The organism is Micromonospora sp. NPDC005710 (assembly GCF_040630995.1).
Lineage (GTDB): Bacteria > Actinomycetota > Actinomycetes > Mycobacteriales > Micromonosporaceae > Micromonospora.
In genome coordinates this window covers 250,639-265,015 of sequence record NZ_JBEXYP010000004.1, presented here as the reverse complement: position 1 = coordinate 265,015, position 14,377 = coordinate 250,639, and the positions used below count along the sequence as shown (strand labels likewise).

At 71.3% G+C, this 14,377-nt stretch carries 12 protein-coding genes; 4 read left to right on the top strand and 8 right to left on the bottom strand.

Going from position 1 to position 14,377, the window contains the following annotated elements:
- Positions 1-108 precede the first annotated feature (108 nt).
- Positions 109-2,622, top strand: a complete 2,514-nt coding sequence (locus tag ABZ406_RS07585; protein ID WP_357756865.1) for a DUF3516 domain-containing protein — start codon at positions 109-111, stop codon at positions 2,620-2,622.
- On the opposite strand, the gene ABZ406_RS07580 is transcribed toward ABZ406_RS07585, so the two are convergent.
- Both ABZ406_RS07580 and ABZ406_RS07575 read right to left on the bottom strand, forming a co-directional pair.
- A complete protein-coding gene (locus tag ABZ406_RS07580) occupies positions 2,600-3,730 on the bottom strand; it encodes an acyltransferase (protein WP_357756862.1) in 1,131 nt (376 codons plus the stop codon). The genes ABZ406_RS07585 and ABZ406_RS07580 overlap by 23 nt on opposite strands.
- A 127-nt stretch (positions 3,731-3,857) precedes the next feature.
- Positions 3,858-4,961, bottom strand: a complete 1,104-nt coding sequence (locus ABZ406_RS07575) for a hypothetical protein (protein WP_357756859.1) — start codon at positions 4,959-4,961, stop codon at positions 3,858-3,860.
- 290 nt (positions 4,962-5,251) lie between these two features.
- On the opposite strand from ABZ406_RS07575, the gene ABZ406_RS07570 reads away from it, so the two are divergent.
- Both ABZ406_RS07570 and ABZ406_RS07565 read left to right on the top strand, forming a co-directional pair.
- The gene (locus ABZ406_RS07570) at positions 5,252-5,896 is read left to right on the top strand and encodes a hypothetical protein (RefSeq protein ID WP_357756856.1); all 645 of its coding nucleotides are present in this window, start codon (positions 5,252-5,254) and stop codon (positions 5,894-5,896) included.
- Between the two features lie 895 nt (positions 5,897-6,791).
- Positions 6,792-7,136, top strand: a complete 345-nt coding sequence (locus ABZ406_RS07565; RefSeq protein WP_357756853.1) for a hypothetical protein — start codon at positions 6,792-6,794, stop codon at positions 7,134-7,136.
- A 175-nt stretch (positions 7,137-7,311) separates the two neighbouring features.
- Here ABZ406_RS07565 and ABZ406_RS07560 read toward each other — a convergent pair whose 3' ends face one another.
- Genes ABZ406_RS07560 through ABZ406_RS07540 form a run of 5 tightly spaced genes read right to left on the bottom strand, consistent with a single transcriptional unit; the run spans position 7,312 to position 13,391 of the window.
- Complete coding sequence (locus ABZ406_RS07560; protein ID WP_357756850.1) at positions 7,312-8,259, bottom strand: iron-siderophore ABC transporter substrate-binding protein; 948 nt, start codon at positions 8,257-8,259, stop codon at positions 7,312-7,314.
- Positions 8,259-9,257 carry an ABC transporter ATP-binding protein gene (locus tag ABZ406_RS07555; RefSeq protein ID WP_357756848.1) on the bottom strand — a complete coding sequence of 333 codons (999 nt, stop codon included), beginning with the start codon at positions 9,255-9,257 and terminating at the stop codon, positions 8,259-8,261. Before ABZ406_RS07555 ends, ABZ406_RS07560 begins: the two co-directional genes overlap by 1 nt.
- A gap of 19 nt (positions 9,258-9,276) precedes the next feature.
- Positions 9,277-10,317 carry an iron ABC transporter permease gene (locus ABZ406_RS07550; protein ID WP_357756845.1) on the bottom strand — a complete coding sequence of 347 codons (1,041 nt, stop codon included), beginning with the start codon at positions 10,315-10,317 and terminating at the stop codon, positions 9,277-9,279.
- On the bottom strand, positions 10,314-11,354 hold the full coding sequence (locus ABZ406_RS07545) for an iron ABC transporter permease (RefSeq protein WP_357756842.1): 1,041 nt from the start codon (positions 11,352-11,354) through the stop codon (positions 10,314-10,316). Before ABZ406_RS07545 ends, ABZ406_RS07550 begins: the two co-directional genes overlap by 4 nt.
- Positions 11,355-11,414: 60 nt before the next feature.
- A complete protein-coding gene (locus ABZ406_RS07540) occupies positions 11,415-13,391 on the bottom strand; it encodes a multicopper oxidase domain-containing protein (RefSeq protein ID WP_357756840.1) in 1,977 nt (658 codons plus the stop codon).
- 119 nt (positions 13,392-13,510) lie between these two features.
- Here ABZ406_RS07540 and ABZ406_RS07535 point away from each other — a divergent pair, with 119 nt between their 5' ends.
- Positions 13,511-13,870 carry a YciI family protein gene (locus tag ABZ406_RS07535; RefSeq protein WP_357756837.1) on the top strand — a complete coding sequence of 120 codons (360 nt, stop codon included), beginning with the start codon at positions 13,511-13,513 and terminating at the stop codon, positions 13,868-13,870.
- 7 nt (positions 13,871-13,877) lie between these two features.
- Here ABZ406_RS07535 and ABZ406_RS07530 read toward each other — a convergent pair whose 3' ends face one another.
- Entirely contained in the window at positions 13,878-14,270 is a 393-nt protein-coding gene (locus ABZ406_RS07530; protein WP_357756834.1) for a cytidine deaminase, read from the bottom strand.
- Between the last annotated feature and the right edge of the window lie 107 nt (positions 14,271-14,377).

Sequence of the window (14,377 nt, the reverse complement as noted above, 5' to 3'; positions counted from 1 at the left end):
CGAAACGCCTGAACCGGGACGTGGCGGGGTGTTCGGGACGCCCGGACGGGGGTCCGGTGCGGGCCTGGTTGGCGTACCGGGGCATGATCCAGGCACCATGGACAGGCTATGACGCTCACCGCCGCGCTGCCGACAAGCGCCGACCCCGACACCCTCTTCGACGCGTTCGCCGGCTGGGCGAAGGAGCGCGGCCTCGACCTCTACCCCCATCAGGAAGAGGCGGTCATCGAGATCGTCTCCGGCGCCAACCTGATCATGAACACGCCCACCGGCTCGGGGAAGAGCCTGGTGGCGATCGCCGCGCACTTCGCGGCCCTCGCCGACAGCCGGACGACCTTCTACACCGCGCCGATCAAGGCCCTGGTGTCGGAGAAGTTCTTCGCGCTCTGCGAGGTCTTCGGCGCCGAGAACGTCGGCATGCTCACCGGCGACGCGAGCGTCAACGCCGACGCCCCGATCATCTGCTGCACGGCGGAGATCCTGGCGAACCTGGCGCTGCGCGAGGGTACGAAGGCCGACGTCGGCCAGGTGATCATGGATGAGTTCCACTTCTACGCCGAACCCGACCGGGGCTGGGCGTGGCAGGTGCCGATCATCGAGCTGCCGCAGGCCCAGTTCATCCTGATGTCCGCCACCCTGGGGGACACCACCAGGTTCGTCGACGACCTGACCCGCCGCACCGGGCGGCCGACCGCGGTCGTACGCACGGCGGAGCGGCCGGTCCCGCTCATCTTCTCGTACGCGATGACACCACTGCACGAGACTCTCGAGGAGCTGCTGGAGACCAAGCAGGCCCCGGTGTACGTGGTGCACTTCACCCAGGCCGCCGCGCTGGAACGCGCCCAGGCGCTGACGAGCGTCAACGTCTGCACCCGCGCCGAGAAGGACATGATCGCCGAGGCGATAGGTGGCTTCCGGTTCACCGCCGGTTTCGGCAAGACGCTGTCCCGGCTGGTCCGGCACGGCATCGGCGTGCACCACGCCGGCATGCTGCCCAAGTACCGCCGCCTGGTGGAGACCCTCGCCCAGGCCGGCCTGCTCAAGGTCATCTGCGGCACCGACACCCTCGGCGTCGGCATCAACGTGCCGATCCGCACCGTGCTCTTCACCGGCCTGTCAAAGTACGACGGGGTCCGTACCCGCCTGTTGAAGAACAGGGAGTTCCACCAGATCGCCGGGCGGGCCGGCCGGGCCGGCTACGACACCATCGGCCGGGTCGTGGTGCAGGCCCCCGAGCACGTCATCGACAACGAGAAGGCCCTCGCCAAGGCCGGCGACGACCCGAAGAAGCGACGCAAGGTGGTCCGCAAGAAGCCACCGGAGGGCTCGATCGGCTGGGGCCAACCCACCTTCGACCGCCTCGTCGACGCCGAGCCGGAACCGCTGACCTCCAGCTTCCAGGTCAGCCACTCGATGCTGCTCAACGTCATCGGCCGGCCCGGGGACGCGTTCACCGCGATGCGGCACCTGCTCACCGACAACCACGAGGAGCCGACCGCCCAGCGCCGACACATCCGCCGGGCCATCGCCATCTACCGGGCGCTGCGCGCCGGCGGGGTCGTCGAGGAGCTGCCCGAGCCGGACGAGACCGGCCGACGCATCCGGCTCACCGTCGACCTGCAGCTCGACTTCGCCCTCAACCAGCCGCTCTCCCCGCTCGCGCTGGCCACCATCGAGCTGCTCGACGCCGAGTCCCCGTCGTACGCCCTCGACGTGCTGAGCGTGATCGAGTCGATCCTCGACGACCCCCGGCAGATCCTCTCCGCGCAACAGTTCAAGGCACGCGGCGAGGCGGTCGCCGCGATGAAGGCCGAGGGCATCGAGTACGAGGCGCGCCTCGAACTGCTCGACGAGGTGACCCACCCGAAGCCCCTGGCGGAGCTGCTGGAGGCCGCGTACGAGATGTACCGGCAGGGGCACCCGTGGGTAGCCGACCACCAACTCTCCCCCAAGGCCGTCGTCCGCGACATGTACGAGCGGGCCATGACCTTCACCGAGTACGTGCAGTTCTACGGGCTGACCCGCTCGGAGGGTCTCGTCCTGCGCTACCTGGCCGACGCGTACAAGACGCTGCGCCAGACCGTGCCCGAGGACGCCAAGACCGAGGAGCTGATCGACCTCATCGAGTGGCTGGGCGAGTTGGTCCGCCAGGTCGACTCCAGTCTCATCGACGAGTGGGAGCGGCTGCGCAACCCGTCCGACGTGGCCGAGGTGGCCCAGGCGCACGCCGCCCTGACGGATCGGCCGCCGGCGGTGACCCGCAACGCGCGGGCGTTCCGGGTGCTGGTGCGCAACGCGCTGTTCCGTCGCGTCGAGCTGGCCGCGCTACGCCGCTGGGATCTGCTCGCCGAGTTGGACGCCGAGGACGGCTGGGACTACGACGCGTGGGCCGACGCCCTCGCGCCGTACTTCGAGGCGTACGACTCGATCGGGGTCGGGCCGGACGCCCGCGGGCCGGCGCTGATCATGATCGAGCAGGGTCGGGAGCGGTGGACCGTACGGCAGATCTTCGACGACCCGGACGGCGATCACGACTGGGGCATCAGCGCCGAGGTCGACCTGGCGGCCTCGGACGAGGTCGGCGCGGCGGTGGTCCGGATCACCGACGTCGGCCAGCTCTGAGCTGTCGATCGGCGCGGTGCCGACCGGCAGGGCCCGGGCGCGGACCCGACAGCGCAGGGGTACGCCGGGCGGCGACGTCCTCGATCCAGCCGAACAGCAGCACCGCCCCGGCGGCCAGTAGGCACACACCGGTCAGTCGCAGTGCGATCGAGGCGGGCGAGTTGTAGGGAAGCACCGGCGCGAGCAACAGGAACATCCCGAGGCTGGCCGGGATGTGCCAGAGGTAGATGGTGACCGCTCGGGCGTTGACCACCCGGAGCACCGGGCCGAGCGGCGCCCGGCCGACGAGCCGGGGCCGCACCCTCAGCAGCACGCCGACGAGGGCCATCGACCACAGCGTGGTGCCACCCGCGATGTGGTTGAGGTCGACGGCCCGACCGGTGCGCATGGCGGCCACCACCCAGGTGCCGCCCACCCCGGCGAGGCCGGCCACGAGCCAGCCGTACCACCGCCACGGGATGCGGTGCAGGAGCCGGTCGTGGTGGGCGAAGCCCATCAGCCAGCAGGACAGGTAGGCGGCGACGAAGTAGCCGGCGTGCACACCGGCGAGGTGCATCCCGACCGGCAGCGCGGTGGCGACACCGATGCTGGGCCACGGCCAGCGGCGGAACAGCCGCAGCAGCACCGGGGAGAGCAGCACCAACCACAGGTAGGTGACTACGTACCAGAGCCCGATGTGGAACGCCCAGGCCCAGGACGGCCCGCCTACCGGAGGCACCCGCAGGGGTACCACCCACCACAGCAGTTCGGCCCAGCCGGTCACACCGCTCGGGTGCCAGTCGACGGAGAGCACCGCCAGGGTGACCGCGCCGAACGCCCAGAACGGCAGCAGGAGGCGGCGCAGCCGCCGGCGCACGGCCGAGGGGCCGTGCCGGTCCAGTGACGACGCCATCAGCGATCCGGCGATGCCGAACATCAGACCCATCGCCGGGACGAGCAGGCTGAGCCAGATCCACCCGGTCACGTGGAAGAGCACGACCCGGACCAGCGCTGCCGCTCGCAGCAGGTCCAGGTAACGGTCGCGGTCGGCTGCGGGGTCGGCGGACTGGACGGTCCTCGCCGCCGTACCCCTGCCAGGGATGACCCTGGACGCCTCATCAGTGACCACAACGCACAATAACGCCACAAATAAGACAAAGTTCGCGGCATCGCGAACGTGAATCGGGGTCCTACCCGCCCCCGGACGGCTGTTCCTCTGATCAGCCAGCGGCCTTCACGCGGCCTGCCGGTGAGTGTCAGACGGTGAACCAGATCCGTCGACGACGGGCCAAAACGAACAGTGTCGCTCCGACACCCAGCAGCAGGCCCGCACCCGCGACCACGCCGCCGGTCGACTGGCCGGTCACCGGAAGGCCGCCTCCCCCGCCGTCGGCGCACCCCGCTGGCCGCTCCCACCGGTACGGGCCATTCAGGTGGCTGACCTGCGGGTCGAACTCCTCCGACCGCAGTGTGACGGCCAGCCCCGCGACGGCCGGAAAGGAGACGTCGACTGTGGTGCCGGTCTCGATTCTCCGCCGCTGCTCCGGGCCGCGACTGGGGTCGAAGGTGACCAACAGGTTCCAGCCGATGTTCGGAGCCGACACCGCGATGACGAACTCGTCGCAGGTCGAGCGGGCACGGATGCCCGGGACGATGCAGTGACCTGGATCGGCGACCCAGGAGTACACGGCAAACGCTTCCCGCTCTCCCGCGACGGTGACCGTGAGGACGTCGAATCCCCGGGGCACCTCGATTCCCTTCACGGACTTCCCCGGGGCCAGGGAGATGGTTCGCGAAAAGCCCACCGGGAAGGCCTTGACCACCAGGTCGACAGTCCGCCCCGCGGGCGGGTTCGCCAGGTCGACGAGCACGGTGCCGTCGCACCGGGACTGGAAGGTGGCCGTCGGATCGGTAGGAGGCTGCCCGCACCTGCCGTCGAGTGGGACGCCGCCGGAGAAGCCGGACGTCTCGTAGTAGCCGTCGTCCCACTGCACCCACACGATCAGGTCGGCGAAGGTCGTGGTGCCCGGCAGGGTCTGGCTGCCGACCACCGGCTTGCCCACCGAGTGCGGAAAGACGCCCTCGGGGCTGGCAGCGATGGGGTCGATGCTGCTGTCGGGCGGGTACACCTCCACCGTGACGAAGCGGTACCGCGTCGAATCGGTCGCCTGCGTCTTGGCAAGGACTGTCCACTGGATCTGGTAGGTGCCGTCGGCCAGGCACCGAACCTCGTGATCGATGCTGAAATCCGAAGCATCCGCGTTCGCCGGGGTCATGAGGACAAGCGTGCCGGCGAGGCCGACCACGACCGCCCCGAGAGCAGCGACCACTCCCCGTGGCCACGAGCGAACATCGATCATGGGTGCTCCCGTGATGAGGTGAGCGAGGGTGGGTCGACCCGGCCGGCGCGACGCCCTGATGTCGAGTACGCGTACCCCCGCCTCCGTGTCGAGTGGAGGCGGGACCGGCCGGTGAGCCGTGGCAGATGTTACCGGCGGCGACCCACCGGCGGTGGCCCACGACACGCCTCCGGCCGGTCGATTCGTCCGGTTCCCAGGAGGCGGCACACCCTCTCAACTTGGCTGGGCAATGTCAGACCCGTCGATTAGAATGTGTGTACTAATAAAGTTCCTGACCTGGGAGGACGCCCATGACCGCGCCCGCCTCCACGCCCCTCACCCCCTACGCCACACTGCTCGGTTTCACCCGCTACGTCGACCGCACCGGCCCCACCAAGGCGACCTTCGTCGGCGGGCTGCGCAAGCAGCGCGCGAGCCGGACCGGCTTCAACCCGCACGGCCAGTTCGTCAAGGCACTCAAGGCCGACATCGCCTTCCACACCGGCGGCACCCACCTCGCCGGGGTGGCCGACATCGTCAAGCCACGGTGGCGCCCGCTCTACCAGACGCTCGTCCCCGGTGCCACTACCTGGCTGCACTCCCTCGGCGAGCCGGCCGCCATCGATCTCGCCCAGACCCGCGACGCCCTGGCCATGCTGGGCGACCTTCCCGTCAAGATCAACCCCCACTTCGGGGTACGCCACGCCGACGGCCGCGCCGAAGCGATCCGCCTGCACTTCGACGAGGCCCCACCGAGCGAAGAATCGGTGCTCGCCACCCTGCATCTGATGGCCCGACACATGGACGCCGTGCTCCCGCACGCCGAGCCGGTCCTGGTCGACGTCCGCCGTGGCCAGGCCCACCGCATGCCCGCCGACGCCAAGCCCGACCAGATCGAACGCTGGCTCTCCGGCGAAGCCGCAGCCTTCCGCGCCATCTGGTCCACCGCCGCCTAACGCCACCACTCCCCACCACCTCCGACGCTCGTACCGCTCGCGCCCCCAACGCTCCACGCGCCCCGACCCCATGCCCAACGCCCTGGTCCCTCGGCACCTGACGGCCACGGCCCCTCAAACGCTCCACGAGCCCATCCACAGTCCACGCGCCCACCCCTCGCGCCGCCCATCCGTCCACCGTGCTCTAACCACCCAAGATCCGCGCAACTTCGGGGATTCTGCTGTCTGGCGACGCAAGGAGACAGCAAGAACAGCGAAGTTGCGCGGATCTTGGCGTTACGGCCGCCAACCGAGGGTTATCCACAGGGGCAGCAGCACAGCGTCAACGCCGGTCATCGTATTTGTCATGCCTATTTCCCCACGGCGGCCGACGAAGCTTCAGGGACGCGTCTTTCGCGGTTCCCACGTCGTTGCCGAAGGCCTGCTTACCCGGGCGGAGTTACGCAGTGCGGCGTGGCGTCCGCTATTCCGGGATGTCTACGCCGACACCCGGCTGGTGATCACCCACCGCACCCGATGTGCCGCCGCAGCACTGTGGGTTCTGCCACCGGGTGCAGCGATCGCTGGTCGCAGTGCGGCGGCGCTCTATGGCGCTGTGTCGGGTGCCGACCACGAGCCCATCGATGTGCTCGTGCCCGCAGGGCAGCGGTTCGGGCCGGTCTCGGGCCTCGTTGTGCACACCGGCACGATTACCGCGAAAGACATTGCGGTACGTCAGGGCATCCCGCTCACCACGCCCACGCGCACGTGTTGGGACCTGGCCCAGTGGTTACCAACAGAGGACGCAGTGGCCGTCGTGGATCGTCTCGCCCACCAACGGTTGGTGGTCCTCCCCCAACTGCGAGTCGCTTCTCGAGCGGAGATCGGCAAGCGAGGGTGGAAACGGATGGTGAGGGTGGCTGAGCTGGCCGACGCGGGCGCGGAGTCGATTCCGGAGTCCCGGCTCCGCGTGCGGATAGTCCTCGCCGGAGTGCTGATGCCCGTAACTCAATTCGTGGTTGAGCGAGATGGGAGGTTCGTGGCCCGTCTCGATCTTGCGTGGCCGCACCTCAAAGTCGCCGTCGAGTACGACGGCCTGTGGCACGACGATCCCGAGCAGTTCCATCGGGACCGACGCCGCCTCAACCGACTCCTCGGTGAGGACTGGATAGTTCTGCACGTCACCGCGAAACGGTTCCGCGAGGACTTCGACGGCTTTCTTGCCGAACTCCGTCAAGCCCTTCGCTCCCGCTCCCGTTGACCCGGCCACAGCACGATCGCTCAGCCCCAGGCACCCCGAGATCCGCGCAACTTCAGGGATCCTGCTGCCTCATCAGCTCACGAGGCAGCATCTTCCCCGAAGTTGCGCGGATCTTAGATTCAGCGGGGCTTGCGGGGTGCGGGTCGCGCAGGTGGCGCTGGCGGGGGCGGGGGGATCAGCTGGCGGGGAGGTACTTGGCCAGGTCGTCGAGGATCTTGTTGGCGGCGCCGACGCCGATGCCGGTCATCCAGACCTCGTCGGAGACGGGGTACGCCTTGCCGGCCTTCACCGCGCCGAGGCCCTTCCAGAGCGTCCCGCCGGCGACAGTGGCCTGCTCGGCGGCGGCCTTGTCGCCGTACGCGGTCACGAAGATGACGTCACCGTCGACCTCGTTGATCCGCTCGGGGCTGACCAGGTCGAAGCGCTTGTCCTCCTTGTTGGCGAGCAACTGCCGTTCGGGGCGGCCCAGGCCGGTGTCGCCGACGACGATGCCGGAGAACGAGTCCGGGCCGTACACCCGGATGTTGCCGGGCAGGAAGCGCACGATGGAGACCTTGCGCCCGGCGGCGTCGCCGAGGGTCGCGCCGAAGTCCTTGGCCCGCTTCTCGTACGCGGCGAGCAGATCCTTGGCCTGCTGCTCCCGGCCGAGCGCCTTACCGTCGAGGAGGAGGTTGTCCTTCCAGGTGATGCCCACCTTGTCGGTGAACACGGTGGGCGCGATGGCGGCCAGCTCGTCGTAGAACTTCTCCTGGCGGAACTTGCTGCCGAGGATGAGGTCCGGCTTCAGCGCGTTGATCGCCTCCAGGTCGGGTTCGGTGAGAACCCCGACCTCCTTGATGCCGGCGAGCTTGTCCGCGCCGAAGTACGTCGGCCAGCTCTTCGCCTCACCGGCGGTGGCGGCGCCGACGGGTGTGATGCCCAGCGAGAGCGCCGTGTCGATCTTGTCGGTGTCGAGCACGACGACGCGCTTGGGCTCGACCGGGACCTTCGTGGTGCCCATGGCGTGGGTGATCTCCCGGGTCTCCCCGGTGGTGGAACCGGCGACCGGGTCGCTCTCACCGCAGGCGGTGAGGCCGGCACCGAGGGCGACGGCCGCGGCGAGAGCGGCGACGAGACGACGCATCAGAGTCCTTTCGAGGGGTACGGGCCGGCGAGCGGGTTGGCCGCGTCGTCGGTGGCGGGTCGGGCGTCCGGTACGGACGCCGTCGACGAGGAGGGGTCGACCGTGGCTGCGGTCATTTCGGCCGGGCCACCAGCGCCACCCGGCGAAGCGACCGCCCCGCCAGACGCGGCAGGAGCAGCGGCAGCCGGAGCGGCAGCGGCAGGAGCGGCAGCCGGGGCGCTGCCGCCGGTGTAGGCGGGCACCACGAGCGGTGCGCCGGTCACCGGACAGGGCACGACCACGCAGGCCAGCCCGAAGACGTCGCGGACCAGGTCGGCGGTGAGGATGTCCCGGGGCGGCCCGGCGGCGACCACGGTGCCGGCGCGCATGGCGACCAGGTGGTCGGCGTAGCGGGCGGCCTGGTTCAGGTCGTGCAGCACGGCGACGACGGTGCGGCCCCGCTCGGAGCGCAGTCGGTGCAGGAGGTCCAGCACCTCCACCTGGTGGGCCAGGTCGAGGAAGGTGGTCGGCTCGTCCAGCAGCAGGGCGTCGGTGTCCTGGGCGAGTGTCATGGCGATCCACACCCGTTGCCGCTGACCGCCGGAGAGGCTGTCCACCGGCCGTTCGGCCAGGTCGCTGACGTCGGCGAGGGCCATCGCCTGGTCCACCGCGGCGCCGTCCTCGGCCGACCACTGCCGCCACCACCGCTGGTAGGGCTGTCGGCCGCGCCCGACGAGGTCCGCCACAGTGACGCCTTCGGGAACCAGCGGGCTCTGCGGCAGGACGCCGAGGCGGCGGGCGACCTCCCGGGTCGGCAGGTCACGGATGGCGGTGCCGTCCAGCAGCACCGTGCCTCGGCGGGGGGTGAGCAGCCGGGCCATGGTGCGCAGCAGGGTGGACTTGCCGCACGCGTTGGGCCCGACGATCACGGTGAACGCGTCGGTGGGCAGGTCGAGGTCGAGCCCGTCGAGGACTGTCCGCTCGTCGTAGCCGGCGACCAGGTCCCGGGTGGAGAGCATCACACGACTCCTTCAGGCGTCACGACGACCGCCGCCGGCCGCGCAGCAGCAGGAAGATCAGGTACGGGCCGCCGATCGCGGCGGTCAGCACACCGGCGGGTAGTTGGGTGGGTGCGAACAACCGCCGGCCGGCGAGGTCGGCCAGCACCAGCAGGAGGGCGCCGAGCAGCGCGGCGCAGACCAGCGGTGGTCGTTCGGCGCGTACCAGTCGACGGGCCACCTGCGGGGCGACGAGCGCCACGAAGTCGACGGCGCCGACCTGGGCGGTGACCATTGCCGCGACGAGGACGCCGGTGCCGGCGAGGCCGATCCGGCGGGCCACCGGGCGCAGCCCGACGCCCCGGGCGGTGGCGTCGTCCAGGGCGGCGCTGTTGAGCGCCCAGCCGGCCCAGGCCAGCACCGGCAGCAGCACCAGCAGGGTGCCGGCGATCCAGGCGGCCTCGGTCCAGCCCTTGCCGGCCAGGGTGCCGATCAGCCAGATCTGCGCGCGTAGCCCGTCGATCGGGTCGGCGCTGAGCATGACCACCTCGGTGAGCGCCCGGAAGCCGAACGCGACAGCCACCCCGGCGAGCACGAACCGCTGCGCGGCCAACCCGTGCCGGGCACCGAGGGCGAACAGCAGCACCGCCGCGAGCAGCCCACCCACCAGTGCGGTGGGCGCCACCAGTACCGCGGCCATTCCGCTGGTCAGGGCCACCGTCGCGGCGAGGCCGGCGCCCTGGGTGATGCCGATGACGTCCGGGCTGGCGAGCGGGTTGCGGGCCACGCTCTGGATCAGCGTGCCGGCCACGCCGAAGGCGGCGCCGGCCACTGCCGCCAGCACGACCCGCGGCAGCCGAAGATCAAGAACCACGAGGTCGTACGGAGTGCCGGCACCGGAGAGGGCACGCAGCACGTCGGCTGGGGCGACGTACGGGGTGCCCAGCGAGAGGCTGAGCACGACGGCCAGCAGGAGCAGCACTGTCAACGCGGCGGCCACCAGCACCGCGCGACGGCGGATCAGCAGGCTGACCGGGCCGACGCGCACCAGCGACCGCCCCGGCAGCCCGGTGGTGGTCACGCGGTCACCACCCGGGCGCGGCGGACCAGCACGGCCAGCAGTGGCGCGCCGATCAGCGCGGTGACGATCCCGGCCGGGATCTCCCCGGGCGGGGCGACGAGCCGGCCGACGATGTCGGCGGCGAGCAGCAGCGCCGGCCCGAGCAGGGCGGAGACGGCGAGGGTCCAGCGGTGGTCGGCGCCGACCAGGGCGCGGGCCAGGTGCGGAACGGCCAGTCCGACGAACGCGACGGGTCCGGCGGCGGCCACCGCCGCGCCGGTCAGCAGGACGGCGGCGAGGCCGCCTCCGAGGCGGACCAGGCCGATCCGGTGGCCGAGACCACGGGCCACGTCGTCGCCGAGGGCGAGCGCGTCCAGCCCTCGGGCCACCAGGGCGGCCAGCACCAACCCGGTGAGGACGAACGGCAGCACCTGCGCGGCGACCGACAGGTCGCGACCGGCGAGCCCGCCGACCACCCAGAAGCGGTACTCCTCGAAGGTGCGGGCGTCGATGCTGAGCAGCGCGTACACCCCGGAGGCCAGGCTGGCGTCGAGCGCCGCGCCGACGAGCGCGAGGGTGACCGGGCTGGCGCCCTCGCGGGCGCGGGTGGCGATGGCGAAGACCAGCAGCCCGGCGATCAGGGCTCCGGCGATGCCGAACCAGACGTACCCGGCGAGCGTGCCGACGCCGAAGACGGAGATCGCGAGCACCACCCCGAACGACGCGCCGGCGCTGATGCCCAGGATGCGCGGCTCGGCGAGGGGGTTGCGGGTGAGCGCCTGGAACAGCACGCCCGCCACGGCGAGCGCGAGCCCGACAGCGAGGCCGAGCGCGGTCCGCGGCATCCGCAGCTCACGGACGATGGTGCTGGCGTCGCCGCCGTCCGGCGCGACGAGCGCGTGCCAGACCTGGCCGACGCCGAGTGGTCGGCTGCCGAGCGCGAAGCTGGCCAGCACTGTCAGCAGCAGCACCAGCGCGGCAGCGACGGTGACTGTCACCCGACGCCCGGTGTGGGTGCTGGCCCGACTCCGGGTCGGCCGGCTGGCGAGGGCGGTCACGAAACTCCTGCACGATCGGGCTTAGGTTCGCCTAACCTTAGCCGACCTGCGAAAAGGGGCCTAACCGGCGTCTGTCGATGCCGGGTCAGGCACCTCCGGCCCGCCCTGTGGTGTCTCCGGTACGTCCAGCGAGCCGCCGTCGCCGGCCGCCGCACCTCCGCGCGGCAGGACGGTGAGTGGTCGCATCATCTCGTTGTCCTCGTGTTCCAGTAGGTGGCAGTGCCAGGCGTAGCGACCGGGCAGGTCGAAGCGCGCCCTGATCCGGGTGACCTCCCACGGGTACGCGAGCACCGTGTCCATCCGCCCGCCCTCCCCCGGGTCCGGTCGCACCTGGCCCGAGTGTCCGCGCCCGAGCAGCTCGAACTGGACCTGGTGCAGGTGGACGGGGTGCACGTGCCGGGTGAAGTTGCGTACCTCCCACTCCTCGGTGTCGCCGAGGGTGGGCTGCTCGGTCACCGGGTCGCTCCAGCGCAGCGGCAGACCCCGACCACGTTCGTCCAGGACGCCGAGCAACATGATCATCGAGCCGCCGGAAATCCGTTCGTTGAGCGACAGCCGGCGTACCCGCTGGGCCGTTCCGAGGTGCGGCTGCGACGGCAGCCGAAGCTGCTCCGGCGGCACGCTCGGATCGGCGTCTGCCTCGTCGGTGACCACGAAGCGCAGCACCTGCCCGGTGGTGTGCGGGTCGGCCGGCGGGAAGTCCACCCCGGGCCGACCGCCGCCGTACATCCCGTCCGGCCCTTCGTTGACGAGGTACAGCTCGGTGCCGGCCGGTACGTCGCTGAAGTCGACGATCGCGTCGACCCGCTGGGCGGGGCCGAGTGTCACGCGCTCGTGCGGCACCGCCTCGGGCAGGAAGCCGCCGTCGCTGCCGATCTGCCAGACCGGCAGCACCGGCCGAGCCGGCCGGGCGGTGGCGTTCGCCACCACGCTGAGCAGCAGGAAGCGGCTGTTGCAGGCGTTGAGCAGCCGGAACCGGTAGCGCCGGCGCTGCACCGTCAGCGTGGGCCAGGTGCGGCCGTTGACCACGATCGTGGAGCCGGAGAACCCGGGCACCCACACCGGCGGCCCGTCGCCGCCCCCGGAGTACCGAGTGGGGTAGCGCAGCTCTCCGTCGGCGGTGAAGCTGCGGTCCTGGATCATCAGCGGAATGTCGTGGTACGAGGCGTTCGGCGCGTCGTCGCGGGCGGGCGCCGGGCCGGGCAGCGCACCGTCGGGCAGTTCGTCGTCGCCGAGCAGGTAGAACCCGGCGGGCCCGGCGTAGACGTTCTCCCGGGTGAGCCCGAGCGCGTGGTCGTGGTACCAGAGGGTGCAGGACCGCTGGTCGTTCGCGTACTCGAAGGTGGCCGAACCAGGTGCCCAGCGCAGGCCGGACCGTTCGGCGAAGCGGGACCGGAACTCCCGGTACGCGCTGCCGGACACGGCAAAGTCCGGCGGCAGGTCACGGGCAACCGGCAGGTACCACGCCTCGGAGTGCCCGTCGCTCTCCTGGGTGCTGTGCCCGCCGTGCAGATGCACCACCTGGGGCACCGGCCCGCGGTACCCCTGTGGGCTGCCGTCCCACTGCCCATGATGGTCCCGGTGCTCGATGCCACCGCCCGGGTTGGCCCAGTGCAGGGTGGGGTCGACCGGCAGCAGGTGCGGCAGGTGGTCGCCCCGGTCGTCGACGAGCTGGTTGACCCAGGTGACCCGCACCGCGCGGCCCACCCGCGCCATGATGGTGGGCGCCGGCCAGCCGAAGCTGCCGGGGTGGGCGGTGGAGCCGTAACCCCACACCGTGGTGCGCGGCCACGAGGGCGGCAGGACCTGCTGGCGGAACTGGCGGACCGCGATCTCGTACGTGTCGCGTTCCGGGTCGGTGGCCACTGTCGGCATGGCCGGGGGGATCCGCAGCGACGTCACGTATTTCGGGATGTCACCGACGTTCAGCGGCGCCGCCGCGGCGAGCGCCCGGCCCGATGCCGCCCAGCCCGCCGGGATCAGCGCCGCAGCGCCGCCTGTCGCACCGGCCGCGAGCAGCCGACGTCTGGTGACCATGCCGCACCTCCCAGATCGCTTCGAACCTCGATATGAGAATGAGATTCGCGGACGGCGACAGGGCGGACAGATGGCCAATGACACCCAGAAGAGGAAGATTCGCGTCATAGGGTGTGAAGATGCGATTCGACCAGCACACGGTCGTCCTGCTGACCCGACCGTCGGATCCGCCGGAGCTGCCGCAGGACGCGATCGACAGGTTGCGGGACGCGCACCTGGCCCACCAGGCGGGCCTCGTGCAGCAGGGCCTCGTCCTCGCGGCCGGGCCGTTCCTGCACCCCGACGACGAGCAGTTGCGGGGCTTCGTGGTGCTGTCCATCGCCCCGGACGAGGCACGCTCGCTCTTCGCCGACGACCCGGCGGTGCGGGCCGGTCGCCTGGTCGCGCGGGTCACGTCGTGGCTGCTGCCGGAGGGCACCCTGCGGTTCGAGAGCGTGCCGGTGCCGCAGTCGATGCTGGAGGCGGCCTCCGGGGACTGACGGCCGGTCAGCCGGCCGAGCCGCCGCCGGTCTCCGCCGGCAACTCCCCGAGCGGGACCACCCGCAGGGCGTCCATCGGCCCGATGATCACCCGCAGGTCCGGGAAGAGCTCCCGCAGCACGTGCCGGCATCCGTCGCAGGGCGCGACGACCTCACGACCGCGGTCGGCGACCGTGACGATCGTCTCCAGCGCGGTGACACCCTGGGTGGCGGCAGTGCCGATCACCACCAGTTCGGCGCAGGCCCCTCCGGCGGCGTGCCGGACGTTCACACCGGTGAAGACCCGCCCGTCCGCGGTCCGGGCCGCCGAGGCGACAGTGTGGTGCGGGCTGCGGCAGCGCAGCTTGGAGACCGCGGTGGCGGCCTGCACCAACGCGCGGTCGGTGTCGCGCATCTCCATCCGGCTCCCCCAGGACACTCGACGTCGGCCGCCAACTCTAGGTCCCGCCGGTGGCCGTCATGGGACCGGAGGTGGCCGTCGGAAAGCCGGCCACCCGGTAACCAAGG

Bases quoted from the DNA above. Each gene is read 5' to 3' on its own strand.
- ABZ406_RS07585 (WP_357756865.1), top strand. From the start codon at position 109: ATGACGCTCACCGCCGCGCTGCCGACAAGCGCCGACCCCGACACCCTC.
- ABZ406_RS07575 (WP_357756859.1), bottom strand. From the start codon at position 4,961: ATGATCGATGTTCGCTCGTGGCCACGGGGAGTGGTCGCTGCTCTCGGG.
- ABZ406_RS07570 (WP_357756856.1), top strand. From the start codon at position 5,252: ATGACCGCGCCCGCCTCCACGCCCCTCACCCCCTACGCCACACTGCTC.
- ABZ406_RS07560 (WP_357756850.1), bottom strand. From the start codon at position 8,259: ATGCGTCGTCTCGTCGCCGCTCTCGCCGCGGCCGTCGCCCTCGGTGCC.
- ABZ406_RS07555 (WP_357756848.1), bottom strand. From the start codon at position 9,257: ATGCTCTCCACCCGGGACCTGGTCGCCGGCTACGACGAGCGGACAGTC.
- ABZ406_RS07540 (WP_357756840.1), bottom strand. From the start codon at position 13,391: ATGGTCACCAGACGTCGGCTGCTCGCGGCCGGTGCGACAGGCGGCGCT.
- ABZ406_RS07535 (WP_357756837.1), top strand. From the start codon at position 13,511: ATGCGATTCGACCAGCACACGGTCGTCCTGCTGACCCGACCGTCGGAT.
- ABZ406_RS07530 (WP_357756834.1), bottom strand. From the start codon at position 14,270: ATGGAGATGCGCGACACCGACCGCGCGTTGGTGCAGGCCGCCACCGCG.